11 protein-coding genes are annotated in these 16,936 nt (G+C 58.1%); 3 read left to right on the forward strand and 8 right to left on the reverse strand.

Annotated features, from left to right (window positions below; translation table 11 throughout):
• Positions 1 to 137 precede the first annotated feature (137 nt).
• The 4 genes from I41_RS17880 to I41_RS17895 form a co-directional block, all read right to left on the reverse strand.
• The gene (locus tag I41_RS17880; RefSeq protein WP_145434267.1) at positions 138 to 881 is read right to left on the reverse strand and encodes a hypothetical protein; all 744 of its coding nucleotides are present in this window, start codon (positions 879 to 881) and stop codon (positions 138 to 140) included.
• 638 nt (positions 882 to 1,519) lie between these two features.
• Positions 1,520 to 2,497: a hypothetical protein gene (locus I41_RS17885; protein WP_145434268.1), complete on the reverse strand. Its 978-nt coding sequence runs from the start codon at positions 2,495 to 2,497 to the stop codon at positions 1,520 to 1,522.
• 977 nt (positions 2,498 to 3,474) lie between these two features.
• Complete coding sequence (locus I41_RS17890; RefSeq protein ID WP_145434269.1) at positions 3,475 to 3,708, reverse strand: hypothetical protein; 234 nt, start codon at positions 3,706 to 3,708, stop codon at positions 3,475 to 3,477.
• 137 nt (positions 3,709 to 3,845) lie between these two features.
• Positions 3,846 to 6,368, reverse strand: coding sequence for a WD40 repeat domain-containing protein (locus I41_RS17895; RefSeq protein ID WP_145434270.1), 2,523 nt, complete (start codon positions 6,366 to 6,368; stop codon positions 3,846 to 3,848).
• 318 nt (positions 6,369 to 6,686) lie between these two features.
• On the opposite strand from I41_RS17895, the gene I41_RS17900 reads away from it, so the two are divergent.
• Positions 6,687 to 7,616, forward strand: coding sequence for a hypothetical protein (locus I41_RS17900; protein WP_145434271.1), 930 nt, complete (start codon positions 6,687 to 6,689; stop codon positions 7,614 to 7,616).
• 172 nt (positions 7,617 to 7,788) lie between these two features.
• On the opposite strand, the gene I41_RS17905 is transcribed toward I41_RS17900, so the two are convergent.
• Both I41_RS17905 and I41_RS17910 read right to left on the reverse strand, forming a co-directional pair.
• On the reverse strand, positions 7,789 to 10,848 hold the full coding sequence (locus I41_RS17905) for a hypothetical protein (RefSeq protein ID WP_168206988.1): 3,060 nt from the start codon (positions 10,846 to 10,848) through the stop codon (positions 7,789 to 7,791).
• 489 nt (positions 10,849 to 11,337) lie between these two features.
• Complete coding sequence (locus I41_RS17910; protein ID WP_145434273.1) at positions 11,338 to 12,489, reverse strand: hypothetical protein; 1,152 nt, start codon at positions 12,487 to 12,489, stop codon at positions 11,338 to 11,340.
• Between the two features lie 922 nt (positions 12,490 to 13,411).
• On the opposite strand from I41_RS17910, the gene I41_RS17915 reads away from it, so the two are divergent.
• Complete coding sequence (locus I41_RS17915) at positions 13,412 to 13,639, forward strand: hypothetical protein (RefSeq protein WP_145434274.1); 228 nt, start codon at positions 13,412 to 13,414, stop codon at positions 13,637 to 13,639.
• A gap of 304 nt (positions 13,640 to 13,943) precedes the next feature.
• Here the strand turns inward: I41_RS17915 and I41_RS17920 are convergent, their stop codons facing one another.
• Positions 13,944 to 14,171 carry a hypothetical protein gene (locus I41_RS17920; protein ID WP_145434275.1) on the reverse strand — a complete coding sequence of 76 codons (228 nt, stop codon included), beginning with the start codon at positions 14,169 to 14,171 and terminating at the stop codon, positions 13,944 to 13,946.
• Positions 14,172 to 14,651: 480 nt separating this feature from the next.
• Here I41_RS17920 and I41_RS17925 point away from each other — a divergent pair, with 480 nt between their 5' ends.
• Positions 14,652 to 14,768 (forward strand): SDR family NAD(P)-dependent oxidoreductase, encoded by a 117-nt coding sequence (locus tag I41_RS17925; RefSeq protein WP_145434276.1) that lies wholly within the window; start codon positions 14,652 to 14,654, stop codon positions 14,766 to 14,768.
• A gap of 530 nt (positions 14,769 to 15,298) precedes the next feature.
• Here I41_RS17925 and I41_RS17930 read toward each other — a convergent pair.
• On the reverse strand, positions 15,299 to 15,721 hold the full coding sequence (locus I41_RS17930; RefSeq protein WP_145434277.1) for a hypothetical protein: 423 nt from the start codon (positions 15,719 to 15,721) through the stop codon (positions 15,299 to 15,301).
• Positions 15,722 to 16,936 lie beyond the last annotated feature (1,215 nt).

Below are 16,936 nucleotides of genomic sequence, written 5' to 3' on the forward strand. Positions count from 1 at the left end.
CCAGCTTCCCTGGCTAACTTCATGCAAGTCGCGCTGGAAATCGAGGATTTTAAAAGTGGCCCAGGTCGAACCGTCATTATGCACAAACTGCGTGTCTACTCTCACTCTGCGTCGCCGCCGACGGTCAAGAGCCCGGTTTAGGTTCTATACGCGCGAAGTTGGGGAAGGTCGCAGGGCGGATTGCACTCGCATTCACTTAATCCGCGACCTTCACTACAGCACCGCGGCCGGAAGCAAACCCGCTCGAAAAACGGGCAATCGGCGCATGCAACGACCGCCCCGCGGTAGACGTCTAGGTCGCGGCAGCGGCCGCGCGGGATCGCTTTGGGAGTCAGTATATTCGATTGCGTCTGCCGACGCGACTGAATCTCCACCGGCTCGCGCGACGGGCAGCGGCAATAGTGCTCCGCCAGGTACGTCGCGACGCAGCCAACCTTGTGACGCTTGCCGGTCGGCTCGCCGAGGAACACGCACGGAAGTTTGACGACACTTTCGGTGCGGCCGGCCGCCGACCGCGGCGCGAAGACGGGGGGCGCGAACGGCGCGCGTTGCACATCGGCCGGGCAGGCGCAGGTGAAGGCGTAGCGCGGGTACTTATTGACGCGACCCTGGCCGCACTTCTGGCAGCGGTGCGAGTAGTTGCCGTCAGCTTGTTGTCGCGAGACGATCGGCATCTGGCTCCCCCAGTCGATCTCCACGACGCAAGTCGAGGGCATCGGGTCGCAGCCGGAGACGATGGGGGCGGTTCCCAGGATGCCCAGGGCGTCGAGGTCGAGCTCGACCGTGTCGCCGATAATCGCCTGACAGTCGGCCGGGTTGAGCCCCGCATCGCAGCCGGGGCAAGCAAAATCCTTGTAGTAAATGGCCGTGCCTTCGCTCATGTTCGCGTAAGTTCAGGCTCAGCCTTGGAGCAACCAAGTGCGAGCAGCGCACTGAATAGGCATAGGCACGAGCGGTTCATAGCTTGGGTCCGCACCGAGATGGGCGGTCCTGATGCGACGCGCTCTGTGGAGGAGGGCGCAGACACGGCGGTGCGGCTCGCTGACGAGGCCCCGCACGAACTCACCGGAAAGTTCTTCCGCAGTCGGGCCGAGATCGCGTGGTGAAGCGCACCCATCGCGACGACGATCAGCAAGAGTTGCAGGGCGAGTCTGGTGGGCTGAGATTGCCGATCAAGTTGGTGCTGCTCGCGTCTCCTGTAGGCCCCCAGGCGGCCTGCTCTCGCGAGGAAAGGGGGCGGCGCGACTCGCAAGACGCCCCTCAACAAACCAATCCTTAAATCGCCGCCTAGGGCCCGGCTGGAGTGCGAGAGCGACACCGGTGACAATTATCACGACGAAGTTTGCCGGACATCATGTCCGGAAAAAGCCATTCCGCGTTGGCCAGGCGCGACCATCAAGGCACCCAAGTTGTCAGTGGCCCGTCAAGCGTTGTCATCGTCGGTCGTCGTTCTACTTCTCCAGATTACGGCTCACGCGTCCGCGGAAAAGCCGAACCAGTGGGAAACCCTCCGCTCTGACTACTTCGAACGCAATTCGCTCGGCGCGGTCGGACCAATCCGAGTGCCATCCTCCTGCTGCCTAAAAAAATCCTGACCCTGCCGTATCCACAGTTCACGCCGTGGCTGCAGGAGCCAAATTGACTCGTCGAGAGTTTGATTAATCTTTACCGAAATCACATTGTACGTCCCTGTCAAGGTTGGCTTGTTCGCTTTGGTGTCCGACCGTGACCACTTCGTTGGAACATGATCGACATCATATTCAATCTGTAGTTGCTTACTGAGTGCTTTGAATCTCTCTTCTACGGTGCGGATTGGATATGGTGCGATTGGCGTTACCCCATACTTAATGAAAGGCGATTCCTTATCGGCGCGTTCCACATTGATGTAGTACGGAAAATCCGCTGTGACCGTTGATCCCGGTGGGTTTGCCTCGGCAAATACGTCTGCTTGGAACCGGCGATTCGGATGTTGTGGTGAGAACCATTGAGTATCACGATCCAGCCACAATCCTAGGTACATCCACACGGGCAGCTCCCCGAAGTCGAGAACGCTTTTCAAACTCACATCTTTAGCCGGCTCGACTATCTCGGGTTGGAATTCACTGCGGGGCATGTTCGAATCCGAATTGCGATCGGTCGGTCGGTAAAGTCTGAGCTGCTTGCCGTCACAGAAGACTTCCTGATATGCCAGCCGATGGGCCTGGTAGTGGTCGTTCCAAATTGGGTAAGAATGCTTTCGTAAATACCGACCGCCTTGAATGTCAAATATTATTTCGCGACGCGTTGCCATTTGGACGTCAGCGGGGGGCATCGGAACGGGGTCCTTATCGTCGTCCCCCATTCTCTCGCTGCCCTGAGGAATCACGAGATATTCGTCAATGAGAAACGAGGCGTTGCGAATGTCTTCACTCCTGCGTGCCCAGCTTTCGACGATAGCTGAAAGGGGTGTGTCAATTCCTGGAGTGCCTTCCGCCAGAGCGATTGAAGTTAGAAGCAAGCCTAATAGCGATAGAAGAGCGCACCTCCGGAATGCAAAAGCGGTATGCCGCTGAAGGTATGAACGTAATAGGATTGCAAAGTACCGCTCTGACGCTCCGCACGCATAATTAGTCCCGTGGACGCTGCGCGCGCTCATTCGTTTTCTCATCTGACCCTGCTCCTAATCCGTTCCGAGATAAGAGTGAAACCGACCGTCATTGTACTGAGATATGGGTAGTACGCCATCTCTGGGGGGGAATGGGCTTGATTTTGAAGGTCGAAATCCGAACACGTCCTTTACTTATGTCGGGCCGCTGCACGCCTCAAATGCGGGCTGCTCATCTCTATTGGTGCTTAGATTCGCAATGCGGACCAGTAGCCGCACTTTCTTGCCGACGATTGTTGCGCTGACGAAAAGATCCGGCGCGATCGGTACTTCGCGTCCACACTCGAGCACCCGACTGTAGCGGATCGACCGCTTCGGCGTGCCAGCATTGCCAAGACGTTGCTCCTGCACGGCAGGCCGGCGCTTCAACTTCGATCGCTTGCAGCTGCTCATAGCTCCGTCAACATCCCGCCGCCCCCTTGGGCCTTCGTTTGCCGCTTCACAATTCGAAAAATCCACAAAAGGTACTGCTCGGCCGCACACTACATCGCCACCCGCTGGGCGTCGTTGTCGACGCCGGTCCCCTTCGCGTCGTCCAGGTACGTCGTCCCGTCGGGCAGCACCATCAAGTCGATCGTCAACCGGGCCGGCTTAGCTGGCGGTTGTTCGTGGGAGCTGCGTCTACGAGTCCGTGCTAGAGCGTGCGGACGGACTGCCGGCGACGTGACGCGCGCCCTGCGACCTCCTGAGGAGCGAGAGGGCCTTTGCTTAGCTTTCAGCGACAACACGCGCGCTTCTACTCGGTGGGACGTCGGCGAACGCGATAGCTCTATCGTAAGGCGATACCGTGGCTTCATGCCCTGCATTTAGCCGCCGACGAGCCGGCTACGCTACAATGCCACCGCCATCCCCAGCAGCCCAGCCACGACCGCCGTGGCGATGAGGGCCGAACGGGTCGTGAAGCGGCGGCCGAGTCTCAGGGCCGCGACGCCGGAGATGCGGTCTCCAACCGTGCCACGACCATCCGCATTAGCAATACCGACGATCTTGTCCAACCCAAGCCGACCGCAGCTTGAATCGTCAAATGCGTCACGCCGACCCGTCCCGACGCGTCGACTAGGCATGGTTTGGAGCTAGGCACAGACGGGCTTCGCTAGTTTCTAACGGAAATACCTATTGGACCATCATCGCGCCCGCGACGAACACGTCGTCTGATCACATTTAGTGCTGCGGAGTCTGATAACTGGCCAACAGTCCCGATTCATCGTGACTCTCCAAGCCTGTTAAGAGCCTCGATGGCAGCCTGAGTTTCTGGAGCGCCGGCGGCCCCTTCGGACATGCGCTTTAGCAGAGCTTTCGCCTCGGTTGATGCAACACGCTCAGCGATGCTGATCCCTAACAGACGACGACGGAGCGTCGGTCGAACTGGCAGTGCAGCCGAACGAATTAGACGATTGATTTCCTCTGAAGATTCTTCCGAAGTGCTTGCTTGAAGTAACGCGCGTAGCGGCTCGATTGCGACCGGCCCAATCTCACGAACCGCTTCGTCAGAATTCTCGGACTTCAGCAGCGCGGCGATATCTGGCGATTCACTCGCTGCCGTTAAGTCACGCTCCAGCATTTTTATCGCGGCTGCTGGATCGCCGAATAACCTTTGAAGTGCCTTAGCCGCGTTCTCTCCGGCGAGTTGCTCCCAGCATTCCTGAGAATCTTCCTCGCTGAGTTCGGTTGCCGGAACTGCTGCTTTCCAGGCGGCACGGGTATCCCAAATATAAACCATGCCGTCGATATGCCCGCTGGCAAGTTGCGAGCCATCCTCAGTGAACGTAAGGTTCGTCATCTCCAACGGTGTTTCAAATCGTAGAAGTAGTTCGCCAGTAAATCCGTTCCAAATCTCTATCTGTTTCCGGTTTCGACTAGTGGCGGCGAGCCGAACGTCCGGCGTGATCGCAGCGAGCGAGAAGCCAGACCAATAATCTGGCCTTGGAAGCGTGACGCGAAGCCGCTCCCATCCCGTGCCGACATCCCAGATTAAGAGATAAGTCGCGCCAGGAGGTAGGCGATTTGAAGCCCGTTGGACCCAATCGTCTGAGGTGATAATTGCCAATGTGCGATCATCAACCACGTCAGCGATAGAAAAGTGGTCGTAGTAGGGGATGTTCAACCGATTGGTAACGCATTGCGTTGTCCAATCTTCAAGCAATAGGTCGTAGCCGCCCCAATCAATCTCGCCGTCGGGTAACTTCTTGGGTAGCCGCGTCCGACCTAACTGGTAGCGGCGACTTCCTCCGAGCGCGAGACTGGGACCGTAGGCTGCCCTTTCTGCGCCCCAGTCGCGTTTGCTTTGCGGAGGAATCGTCCACTCTGCAGTGACATTTCCAGTGGCAATGTCCCAACGCCGAAAAGTCGCTCCGACCACGCCAACGAAGCTCTTCCGGTCTGCGCTAATCTGGAACTGGCTTAGATACTTGGCTTTACCAAAGTCGAAGGTTCGCTCAACTGCACCTGTACCAATATCTTGAAGTCTCAATCCTCCGTCGCGCAGTCCAGAGACCAATGCTGTGCGATTGTCCACCGTGGCAACGTATGGGGTGTGGTAGGAAGCCTCGAATAGCTGCCCAGGCTTTCCCGTCTTGGCATCCCACGCGCGTTTCTTATCCCTACTGCCTACGATAAGTGTCGAACCGTCAGGCGTGAACGCGAGAGCTTGGATTTCCTGAACGTGATCCGGCGTTTCGCGAAATGGCTTTCCAGTTTCGGTACTTACGGGAGTGAACGCCGATCGCTCGCCGGTTGGGAACACCCACTTCCCGTCGGGACTAAGAATTGGCTCGTCAAGAAAGTAAGCATCTGGCGGCGCGAACTCGATCAATAACTTGCCCGAGCTTACCTCGAATACAGCCATCTTGCGGTCGAATAGCCACTCCCCCTGAGTCGTTGAGAAAATGAGTTTCTCGCCATCGGCTGATAATGCCGCCTGCGAAGCTTGCCATTCGCGGTCAAGAACCGGGATTTTGCCTCCGAAGAGTTTGTTAGTATCTGTTTTCCAGAAGACAACAGCTTTGTCCTCCGGTGAGTACGCCGCTGCGACTTTTCCATCGGCACTAAAGATCGGATCAATTCGCTTCATATAACCGCCGAAGCGACTGAGCTTATCTCCTGTCCGTAGGTCGATCCTCTCAACGAAGCTTCCATTAGTAAGCGTAAGCACCCCATCACTAGCGACAGGGTGTCGCCCACCGGAAATTGACGGCTTAATCAGAACCAACCGACCGGTGTTGGCATCGAAGAGTTTGAGACTTCCTCGCCCGTCGGTCGAACATAGCCAGCGACCATTTTCGAGAAACGTGTACTGCGTCGAATTCTCGCGCCTCACTTCATCCAGTTTATTCTTTCGCAGTAGTTTTCCGGAGTTCACGTCGAAACGCAGGATGGCTTTCTCCCGCCGATCGAGAACGAGAAGTTCCCGCCCATTCTGCACGAACGAAATACAGTCAGAATCGATCACGTCTGAGAAGTCGTGCTTCAGATTGCCATCGGGGAAAGTCCACAGTCGGACCTCGTCCCAATTACAGGCGGCGATCAATTTCCCATCTGGTGAGAATTGGAACATCCGTTCGCGGCCATCCCTTCGTGGAAGGCGGAACTCTGAATCTCCTAACCGCTGGATTGGATCGGTAGCTGGGAGCAAAGGAATCGGTGCGCTGGCGCTGCGCGTATCACTCTCGGCAATTAGCACTCTAGCCGAAATCAGAAAGACAACGCCGTAAATGAGAGTGCGCATGCTGTTCGCTCCGTCGCGTGGCAATTAACCGTTCGCGTTCAAGCTAGCAGCACTTTAGGAAAGACGCCAATATCTCGACTGGCTTCCACAGAAGAACTGCATTGTCAGGAATTGAGCAGTCGCAGCCCGATTTCGGGGTTCCAGGCGATGAAGTCGGCGACGGCTCGGGCGGGCATCTGAGGATCCGATCGGAGCCATTGGATCGAGAGGGCGGCGTTGACGACGATCAGCAATATTAGCGACGCGAGTCTGGCGGGCTGAAACTAAATCCTCTGGGCCTGCGAGGCCGGCTATCGTCATGCCGGTTAAACTGGCGGAATGAAATCTGAATTGATCAGTGAGCCACGAATCAAGCGTCTACTGACGGTACTGACGGTGCTGTGCGCGACGCCGATGGTTCAGCCGTTGATTCCGTTCAACATCCTCTGGATGCCCCTGTTCTGGGCGGCCAGCGCCATTCCAGTCGGCGCGTTGCTAACCGTCTCGTTTTGGGTAGGAATGGGCAACTACCCTTTGGTGGCTCGCCTCCTTTCGGGTCTGTTTTTCGCAATCTACGCCGCACTTTGGGGCTGCGTGTCAATTGTCCTGGTTCAAAGTCAGAACTCGCCAAATGGTGTAACACTGAACCAGCCACTCTTCTGGATCACACAACTAGCTCAATTCGCATTACTAATGCTCCTATTCGGCGGTATGTTCATGGTGCTTAGGCACTGGTGGCGGCTCGAACGATCAACTCGCGATGATTCACCGACTTCCTCAAAAGCTCAGTTCTCGATTCTGAACATACTGTTACTAACGGCCGTCGCCGCTGTCGTAATGGCACTCATCAGAGTTTCTCGTTCAACCGCTGCTGAGAACATCGTCTCCGGCACGCTGGCAGCAACCGCTCTCGGATTTGGAGTATTCTTCTTCAACACCGCGTGCGCCGCCTTCGCCACATTGAGTCCGACTCCGACTCGACGCAATTGTATTCTAGTTCTGTCCATCTCGGCCGTGTTAGGCGTCGGCATCTCGGTAGCCGCCGGACAGGACCGAGCCGCATGGTGTCTTATTTTCGGCGGAGCATTAATCAGCGTCATTCCGACGGCAGTCGTGCTACTATCGCTGCTCGTCGTGCGATCAGTTGGCTACCGCCTGATTCGTAAATCAGCCATAGTCGATGATGCGCCTTTAGCAGACCTCACGCCGATGGTGCACAACAACCAGCAGTTTGGGTCTAATGAACTATCGCAGCGCGCGATCGAATAGTGGAGCTCGCAATCAGCGACGCGCACTCCAGCTTGCTCACGGCGACGCTGAAGCCAATCGCCAAAAAGCTCAGCGGGCATCGCGGCCGTTCGTTCGCTGCGACGACGCACCGAGCCGCGTAATCGGCAGTTTACTCGGCGACCGAATCAGCGCGGCGCACCGATGACAATTTTCACATGTTAGCATTCCGGACATTGTGTCCGGCATCCGCCGCGAACCGGCGGGGCGATATCGAGCCGACGGCCATGGCAATCAACAGGCAATGTGACGCCGGCTCGGGAACGCTGGTCTGCCTCGGCGACGCCGCCGAGAGGAGATTGAATTGGCGCTGCCAGGCGAGAAAGTCATTGCCGTCGGCGCTGATCCCGAATGCATTATTCCATTGGGCCAGATCAGCGGCGTCTACAAGTCCGTCGGCGTTGAAATCTGCGGTCGGGACCGAGGTGACTGTCAGCTGGGTGGCCGGAGTCGGAATCGTTGATCCGGGCGATTGGTAATAGTACTCGTCAACCAGCCACGTCCGAAACGGTGAGCCATCCGTCAGTATCGCACTCAGCTCGGTCCAGTTGCCAAGGTCCGCGAGGTTGATTTCCACGGTATGCCCCGGCAGCAACCCTGCAATGGGTTCGCCGCCGAGTCGGAACTCGCTTCCGTACAGATGAACCTCGCTTCCGGGCCTGATGCCGACCGCGCCGCCGTGCCCGCCGGAGATATTGACGACGCTACCTGCATCGGCGATGACCCCGACTTCTCCACCTGAGACATTAACGACGCTGCCCCTGCGGGCGTTCAGGTAGCCGGTGATTCGTCCTCCGGCAATGTTGACGGTGCTACCCTCGTAGGCTTCAAAACGGTCTCCGATCTCCCCGCCGGCGATCGTAACGACGCTGCCATGGAAGGCGTCGAAGCCATCGCCGATCGAACCGGAGGCAAGCAACACTTGCGCGCCAGCGGCTTCGAAGTTTTCGCCAATTGATCCGCCGGCAACGGTGACGGAACTCCCCCAGCCGGCGTTGAAGTGATCGCCGAGGGGATGGCTGGCGTCGACGACAATTGTTTGGCCAGCGCGGACTCCGGTCGGCGTCGGTCCGTTGGGACGGTCGATCAGCGGAGGATTCGGAAGCTCGTCGTACCAGTTAATCAGCCGGATCGCTCCTGGTTCAAAATAGTCGCCGTCCTGATCGGAAAAGGCGAAGGGGGTGCCGTCGCGGAGCGTGCCGCTGAGGAGGGCGTCGGCGGGAATATCGACTGCAGTCGATGACCCAATGGTAGCAAGCCCGCTGAGGGGGACGCCGTTGAGGCGGAAGTCGCCCCCGGCGAGGACGAGCCGAGCGCCGTTTTGGACGGACAACTGATCGCCAATAGTCCCGCCGGAGACGTTGGCGACGGCATCGCCCAAAATCGACGCTCGGCCTGCAATCGAGCCGCCGTTCATGTTGAACGCTCCACTGTAGACCTGAAATTCCTCGCCGAGTTCGCCGCCGGAGAGATTGAGGACGCCCCCCCTGTTTACCTGCGTGCCGTAATCGATCACGCCGCCGCTGACATTGACGACGCTGCCGTTGTCGACGGTAAGATAATGGCCAATCTGTCCGCCGGAAAAGTTGATGACGCTGCCCCGATGAGCGCGAACCACCCCCTCGAAGACGCCTCCTGAAATGTTGATCGCACTGCCGTAGAACGCGTCGAAGCGCCAGCCGATGTGACCGGCGGTGACGTTAACCATGGCACCGACCGCCTCGAAACCGCCGCCGACCTGTCCGCCGTTGATCGAGACGACGCTCCCCCAATCGGCATTGAAGTTTTCTCCCACGTCGCCGCCGTCGGAGACGAGGAGCGTCTGACCTGATTGCAGACCGAGGGGCGACGCGGCGCTGGGAGCGTGGATCATTGGGGGGCCCGCCGCCGGCGGCGGGGTGGCCCGCAAGGTCAGCGTTCCCGCGGCAAAGTCGTCGTAGGTCTGATCCGAAAAGGCGAACTGTCGGCCATCGGCAAATGTCCCGCTGAGAACCGCGCCGGCCGGAACGTTGATCTGCCGCTCATTGCCGACGGCATTCAGCCCGCCAACAGCAACGCCGTCAAGGCGAAAGCCGCTGCCCGCGATGACAACCTTACTGTCGGGATGCGCCACCAAATAGGGCTGGACGACTCCGCCGGCCAAGTTGACTTGGCTCCCGCCGAGCGCCTCGAACAAATAACCGACTTCGCCGCCGGTCATATTGAAGACGCTTCCCCGGCCAGCGTTGAAGTTGTTGCCGATTGATCCGCCGGAAAGACTGACGACCGTGCCGCGGAACGCGGTCGATTGACCGCCCACTTCGCCCCCCGAAACGCTAACGACGGCACCAACCGCCTCAAATTTATCGCCGATTTTGCCGGCCGTTACGTCGACCACGCTGCCCCAACTGGCGTTGAAGTTCTGGGGGACGATTCCCTCGTCGCCCACGACAAGGCGCTGGCCGGCCCGCAGTCCATGGGGAAGTGCGCCGCCGGGTGCGTGGAAGGTGTGCGGAACGGCAGCGGGAACGACCGCGGCATGGAGGGTGAGTGTGCCGTCAACGAGATAGTCGGAGTTGATTCCTTCGCCGGAGATGGCCACCGGCGTTCCGTCGGCGAGCGTGCCGGTAAGCAAGCTTCCCGGATCAAGGTTGAGCGAGAGCGAACTTCCCAACGCATTGAGACCGGCGACTGGAGTTCCGTTGACTCGGAAGTCGCCTCCGAACAGATTGAGTCGACTTTCGTCGAACGTATAGAAGTTCCTGATCGAACCACCAGAGACATTAACGACGTTCGCATTGTCTGCGATCAAGTACTCGCCGACGACGCCGCCGCGGATGTTGATGACCACATTGGAGTTCTTCTTCCAGCTGCCGCTCGTCTTCAGCGAGCCCAGCACGATGCCCCCGTCGAGATTGACTTCGATGTTGTCGCTCGACTGCCGGCCAGCGCCGATGCGAAAGAGGCGGTCAAGGGCTGCGCCGGGGTAAAGGTTCAGTTGCGTACCGGATCCAATGGAACTCAGCGTCTCGATCGCATCGGGGGGCGAATTGATGATGGTCGTGAAGGCGGCGTGCGTCGATTTCAGACCGAACGTGACCGCTGACAGGAAGCTCATCGTCGCCGCGGCCGTCCGAAATCCTCTGCCCCAGCGCGGCCCTTGATCTTCGCTGGGCTCGCAGCGCCCCGCTCTCAGTTGCGAGCGGAAAATGTTGGCGGCTTGTTGCATGTTCAAGGACGAAACTCGGCGGTTAACGGTTGGCGTCCGCGAGCGATCGTCCTCACGGACGCCGATCGCCACCAGATGGACGTGCCCAGGCGGCGGCTCTTATAGGGAAAAATTCGGAGGTGGGCAGCGCCAGCTTGGGCTGGGAGGCGGCGAACTGAAGGGGCAAAAGTCCGCCATTAAACGGCGGATACCGTCGCTAGCGTCTGGTGATCGGGCCACTAGTCGCCACGACGCGCCGGCCAAGCTGGTTGACTGACCGCTGCCGGCCGCTTCCCGTATACGAGCAGCCGCGCGATCGGTTGTTTCTGCTCCTGCCTGCCATCGCAGGCGGCATCGTGCTCGAAAAGATGGCGCGGCACGTAGTCCGATAGTTTTTTCGTAGCCGCACGATGTTGGGGCAGCGGCTACGCTACAACGCCACCGTCATCCTCAATAGCCCAGCCACGACCGTCATGGCGATGATCGCCGAGCTGAGCGTGAAGCGGCGGTCAAGTTTCAGGGAGGCGACGCCGACGAGGACGAGTGCGGGATACCAGAGGGGGCAGTGCCCAATCCAAAGCTTGCCTGGCTGCGAGGGTCGATGGACGGTGACAGGGTCTTAAACTTTTTGCCGGAATCGTCGCTGACCTTAATCGTGAGCATCTCCTTGGGACCGCGCAACGGACTGTTATTTGTCGTGAGTTCGATTTTGGCTCCCTCGGTAGGGAGTCCGACGTAGCAAGTGAGCTCGCCCACAGTGGCGATTACCGCGCCAACGACGCCGGGTAAGTTGATCGGCGTCGAACGGCCCGTCTCTGAATCAGCGCGAACCCAACGGAAGTCGTCCGCTGCATACCCGCCAACCAATACAGATTTTCCGTCTGCCGAGACCACCGGTTGCCAGCCGACGTGAAGGAACCTGCTCTTCTTGGAGGTGACGTCGTAGATGAAGATGGCAGGAACCTCGTCCCAAGTTTTACCGTAGTAAGTTCCGAAGAGTTCAAGACCACTGGCCTCCAGCGGCAGTTCGCTGCGTTTCACGAGCGTGGCGTACGCTAAATGTTGGCCGTCAGGGAACCACGACATCGGTTCGTCAAGCGCCGAGACCTCAATCAGATGCCCGCTTTTAGCCGTTGCGTCCCATATTTCGATGTTGCCTAGCGTGAGCAGCGCCATCGGCATTTGCCGACTGACAGTGTGGCTAATGAAGGCGACGCGATCGCCGATCGGTGCGAGGGCTAGATGGGAACCTATCTCTCCATTGCCTGCGGCAGACGTTGCCCACATCGCCGAACCGGGCCTCGAAAACAGTTCCGTATCGCCCGAACCGTCTAGTTGGACGGTTTTGAGGACGTGCCGTTCTTCCGTTGAAGTGCTGACAAAAAAGTAGTCCAAGACATACGCGACGCGCCCCTTGGCGTCGGGACCGCTAATCGAGTGAATTACAGGCCCCATGCCATCTTTGGTTCGTTGCGGATGAAAGACGACTTGGGATTTTTTCTCCGAGACAGAAAGAGCGGTAATGTCTCCAGTGTCGTTGGTGATAATCCACCCTTTGAGGTTTTCGGCAAACTCCTCTGTTTCCGGGCCCTCAACTGACTGGCCAAGGCTAACTGCCGCAATCAGCAGGCCAGCGCACGTTGCCATGGCACCAATAGAAAGTCGCATTTAACACATCCTTATTGTCAATAATCGGCGGCAATGCGGGCAAACGGAATTCCAAAGCGCGCCGCCGACGGCTAGGGTAAACACCTCCAACCTCTCGACGTCTCTCCAGCGTGGCGGAGCTTATCGTTCGCCGCTGGCGTTGTAAGATTGTGTTTAAGCGTTGGGAGTTTATCATGCGGAGATGAGACTTTATCGACTAGTCACTACCGATCCGGATGTCACCGCTTTCGCCCTTATCGTAGCATTCTTTTTTCTTCAGCCGACAATCGCCGACTGGTTGCCTCTTGACGCGACAATGGGCGACTGGTTGCCATTTACAATCGCCTACACCGTCGTCGGTCTAATCGCAATCCGAGCAGTGAAGAGGCGTCTACCCGCTGATCCTGGCCGCGAGAGGGGCTCGGAAACGGCGACTCCATTTACCGAGCATCAGCGACAAGACGCTAGGTACTGCTCCTACGCGGCGTTCTGCATCGCTGTCTTGCTTCTGTTCGGAGCTGTCTTCGACTTCGCAAGCGGCGAGTGGCGGGAGGAGCCCATTCTTTCGATCACTGGGGGCATTGCCATGCTTACTGCGTCGGGCTAAATGATCCATCAGGCTCGACAATTCCGCGACGAGTCAAGAACGCAGCCCTAGCCCACAGATTCCCGACCGGGGTCACGGACTATTGCGACGAGCGCATTTCCACGTGAACCGGGCACACCACGACGCTGCATAGCCGACTAAGAATGCTTGCAGGAAGTACAACGGAGCCCAGAATAAAGCCTGTGGGTTGGGGCATTGCACGAACAGCACCGCGACGTAAATGACGCCGAGGATCGCTCCTGTCGTTCGGTCGGATTGATTGTCCCTCGCCATGCCCCGCATTTTAACCGCCTGCGCGGGAATGTGAGCGACAAGAAGCCGGGTTACAATCGAGCCATGACCGCCACCCGTCGCAAGTATTGGGTCTTGTTTGTCACTTGGCTAATCGCCACCCCGATCGGCTGCGCCGTCGGCATGGGCGTCAGCGCCTTCTGGCACCGCTTTATTCAGGAAAGCACCCGCGGTCCTGGCGAGGGGCATATCGTGCCGCTGACTATTGCCGTGACCTCAACGGCAACGTTCATCTCTATCGCGGCCCTCTCCCGCAAGTCGCCCCCAGCCTAGAGGGGCTGCACACTTACGCCCCCCCAGCCCCCCCGGCCGGTGTCAGTTGTGTTCCATGCCGTAAGTGCTCCAATGCCACACTTCGTAAGCGACTACTAGGCATGGGGCGGATATGAAACCGACGACCGCACCGATCCAGGGATGCCGAACAGGCGTAAGAATGCCGGCACCGATGAGCGCCCCTGAGAATGAGATGGCGAACAGGGCAGGCTGCAATCTTAAGGTGAATATGCCAATCCCGACGGCGACAAGGGTTGTGGCAACAAACAATCTCTTGAGCGAGTAATTGGCCATACAATAACTACTAGCCCCCAGCCTCCCCGCCGGGGTCAGGGACGCTGCGCAACGGCCCGAGCAGGCTGGTGAAGCTGAAGCCGCAGTGAGGGCAGTCTACGGCGTAGGAGTAGCCGAGCTTTACTTCCTCGCCTTCCAATGACGCCCCACTCGCCGGTCGAGTGACCATCACGTCCATGCGCGTCATCGACGCCGGCTTTCCGCATTTAGTGCAGGTGGTGAGGGTCGGGAAGGCCATGTCTCGCATTGTAACCGCCCACGCGGGAATGCAATCCGACGCGCGTTGCTATCCCTGATTCAATCTTGCAGCTGATTCGGCCTGCGACGCAGTACAAGAACCAACGTCAATAGCACAAGCGCAATGCCTGAAACCAACCACGCCCCCAACCATAGATAGTCACGCCCGTCGATGTCGGATGGAAGCAGGTTTCCCCTACTCAGGTCTTGGCGATATAGACTGACGAGTTTAGCGAACTGAATTAACAAGATGGAGCCGATGGCGGCCGAAATCAGTGCTAAGGTGTATCGCACGATTGTCATCCATAAAAAAGCTGCTTATTGAAATCTCTAAGCCCGCATTCTAACCCCGATTCTGGGGCTGCACACTTAGTCGGGCACTACCCAATTCTGCGTCCCACCTTTCTCGGCACGAAGAATGCGTCGTGCTGCGGTCTCAACGACATCGGACCCATGGACAGACCCCCTCTTAGCATCGACCATGGCACCGAACGCACCACTGCCAGTCGTCCTCGTCACCGGCGGCAACCGCGGCATCGGCTTGGAAATCGCCAAACAACTGGCTGGTCGCGGACATCACGCCGTGGTCGCGTGCTGAGATCAGGCCAAAGGGGAAGCGGCGGTGAAAAGGTGTGAAAGAGGCCCGGTGATGCTGCCGAGATCGCTTGGCAAATCGCGGCGTCGCGATGACGATCAGCAAGAGTTGCAAGGCGAGTCTAGTGGGCTGAGATTGTTGATCAAGTTGGCGCTGCTCGCGGCTCCTGGAGGCCCCCAGGCGGTCCGCTCTCGCGAGGAAACGGTGCAGCGCGACCTCGCAGACGCCCCTCAACAAACGGGTCCTTGAATCGCCGTCTAGGGCGTGGCTGGAGTGCGAGAGCGACACGGGTGACAATTATCACGAGGAAGTTTTGCTGGACATCATGTCCGCCAGAGTCATTCATCGATTGCTAGGCGCGACCATCAAGGCACACAAGTTATCAGTGGTGAAGCCTAACGAATCTCACTAACCCGTTGAGCGTTGCCATCGTCGGTAAGAAGGCCTTTCGAACGATCCCAAGCTCAGCGACCCGGCCGCGGGAGCCACGATTGCAACCGCGACGATCAAGCCGGGTTCGCTGCAGCGCATGGTTAGGCCGTGATCGTTGCATGAGCAGAAGATGCCTGAACTGCGATAGTCGCACCAGACATGAAATGAATGCCCGTGAGCCATTGCGGGTCTGGCGCTTGAGTGGGATCGGTCATGATAACTCCGTCTGCCCACTCCTCGTCCGTCCAATATCCCCACGTGTTGACGCAATCATCCTCGGTGAAAGGAAGTTCCGCATCGCGAGGAAGGAAGCGGAACTCGCTCACCTCTCGAAACTCCACGCTTACCGAGGCTGGCGTGCCGCCAGCAACACCGTCACCCGTGGAGCGCCGCCAATGCAACGAGAGAGTGCGGTGCTCTACCGAATAGTGGAGGCCACAAAAATCGAAGTTGTTATGTAGGTCGAGTTCATGTGGCGACTGCGACAGATAAATGCCGTCCTTGATTTCAAAGTCGCGTCGCATAGCGGCATAACTTGGTTATCGGATGTTTCTGCCTATCACTTGTAGACGGCAAATGTGCGGCCTGACGCGCAGGCAAGCAATCGCCGCAAATTGAATCTTAACCTGGGGTTCGGTGACTGTCGTCCCTCGTGGTGCATCGACCGTTGTCGTCTGGATTACACCCACCATCGGGCGCACAGCTCACCTGGGTGCATGCCCCCGGCTTTGTTCGCCGCCCGCTGGCCCACCTCCGCTTCGGGGCCTGCTTCGGTTACGCTTCGGCAGGCTTCTTCGCAACGATGGGCTAGCAGAGTAGTATCCAATTAACCCGATCCTCTTATTGCGGCCGGTACATAGATCGGGGGAAGCCCAAGACGTCATGTGGAAGTCGATGAGAGAGAAATCATTCTTGCTAAGAAGTCTGTGGTGTATTGTCGCAGCGGTCGCTTTGGTGTGCTTGCTGTTGACTCTTAGGGCATACTCAACGGCCAGTGCAGATAAATGGCGTGCAATGCACTGGCGCGGAGTTTTGATTTTTGGGTTTTTATTTTGTATCTCTTGCCTTAGCACGTATCGGGCTTACGGCCCACTCGTATTAGCCACCGTAATTGCAGGTGTTGTAAGCGCGGCAATCAACCGCGGTGACCAATTGCACCAGTTCCTTGTGTTCTGCTCCGTAAGTCTTCTGCTCGGAGTAGTAGTCGATTGCTATCTTGGGATGAGGACTGCAAAGAAAGGCGCTACAGTTTTAGAGATAGCTCAGAAAAGGAACGTTTAGGGCGGAGGGGAGTGGGGAGTAAGGGCGTTCCACAAGATCTACGCTTGGCGAGCGTAGGGCTCTTGCGACGCTGATAGCGTCGTCGACCAGCAGCCGCTTCGCCCCTTTCAACTCTTCACCGGCCGCTTGAGCCTGTCTGAGCGCACGACCTCCGTCGGCTGATAGACTGTGGTTGGACGTGACTACAAAGTATGCCCGCGGGAAAAGTTGGTGAAATTCTTCAAGCAATGTGCGTAAGCCGCCATGAGCGAACGCACGTAACCGAGTTTGGCAATGGGACTTTTGGGAGAGTTTCTCGAATCGTTCTACGGCAGCGGTAGCCTGCCCCAGACTATTTGGGCGAAGGTGCGACGCGAACGAACCGAAACGAACAACGGGGTATCGTCGCGGCGGCATCCCATTGGTCGAGAGAAGCGGCCAACCACAGAGGCCAAGTCGTTCGTTGACTCGGAGTTTTG

This window comes from Lacipirellula limnantheis, from assembly GCF_007746075.1.
Taxonomy (GTDB): Bacteria; Planctomycetota; Planctomycetia; order Pirellulales; family Lacipirellulaceae; genus Lacipirellula; species Lacipirellula limnantheis.

What these genes read in the sequence shown, in the direction of transcription:
- I41_RS17880 (WP_145434267.1), bottom strand. Translation starts at nt 881, where the DNA reads ATGAGCGAAGGCACGGCCATTTACTACAAGGATTTTGCTTGCCCCGGC.
- I41_RS17890 (WP_145434269.1), bottom strand. Translation starts at nt 3,708, where the DNA reads ATGCCTAGTCGACGCGTCGGGACGGGTCGGCGTGACGCATTTGACGAT.
- I41_RS17895 (WP_145434270.1), bottom strand. Translation starts at nt 6,368, where the DNA reads ATGCGCACTCTCATTTACGGCGTTGTCTTTCTGATTTCGGCTAGAGTG.
- I41_RS17900 (WP_145434271.1), top strand. Translation starts at nt 6,687, where the DNA reads ATGAAATCTGAATTGATCAGTGAGCCACGAATCAAGCGTCTACTGACG.
- I41_RS17910 (WP_145434273.1), bottom strand. Translation starts at nt 12,489, where the DNA reads ATGCGACTTTCTATTGGTGCCATGGCAACGTGCGCTGGCCTGCTGATT.
- I41_RS17915 (WP_145434274.1), top strand. Translation starts at nt 13,412, where the DNA reads ATGACCGCCACCCGTCGCAAGTATTGGGTCTTGTTTGTCACTTGGCTA.
- I41_RS17920 (WP_145434275.1), bottom strand. Translation starts at nt 14,171, where the DNA reads ATGGCCTTCCCGACCCTCACCACCTGCACTAAATGCGGAAAGCCGGCG.
- I41_RS17925 (WP_145434276.1), top strand. Translation starts at nt 14,652, where the DNA reads ATGGCACCGAACGCACCACTGCCAGTCGTCCTCGTCACCGGCGGCAAC.
- I41_RS17930 (WP_145434277.1), bottom strand. Translation starts at nt 15,721, where the DNA reads ATGCGACGCGACTTTGAAATCAAGGACGGCATTTATCTGTCGCAGTCG.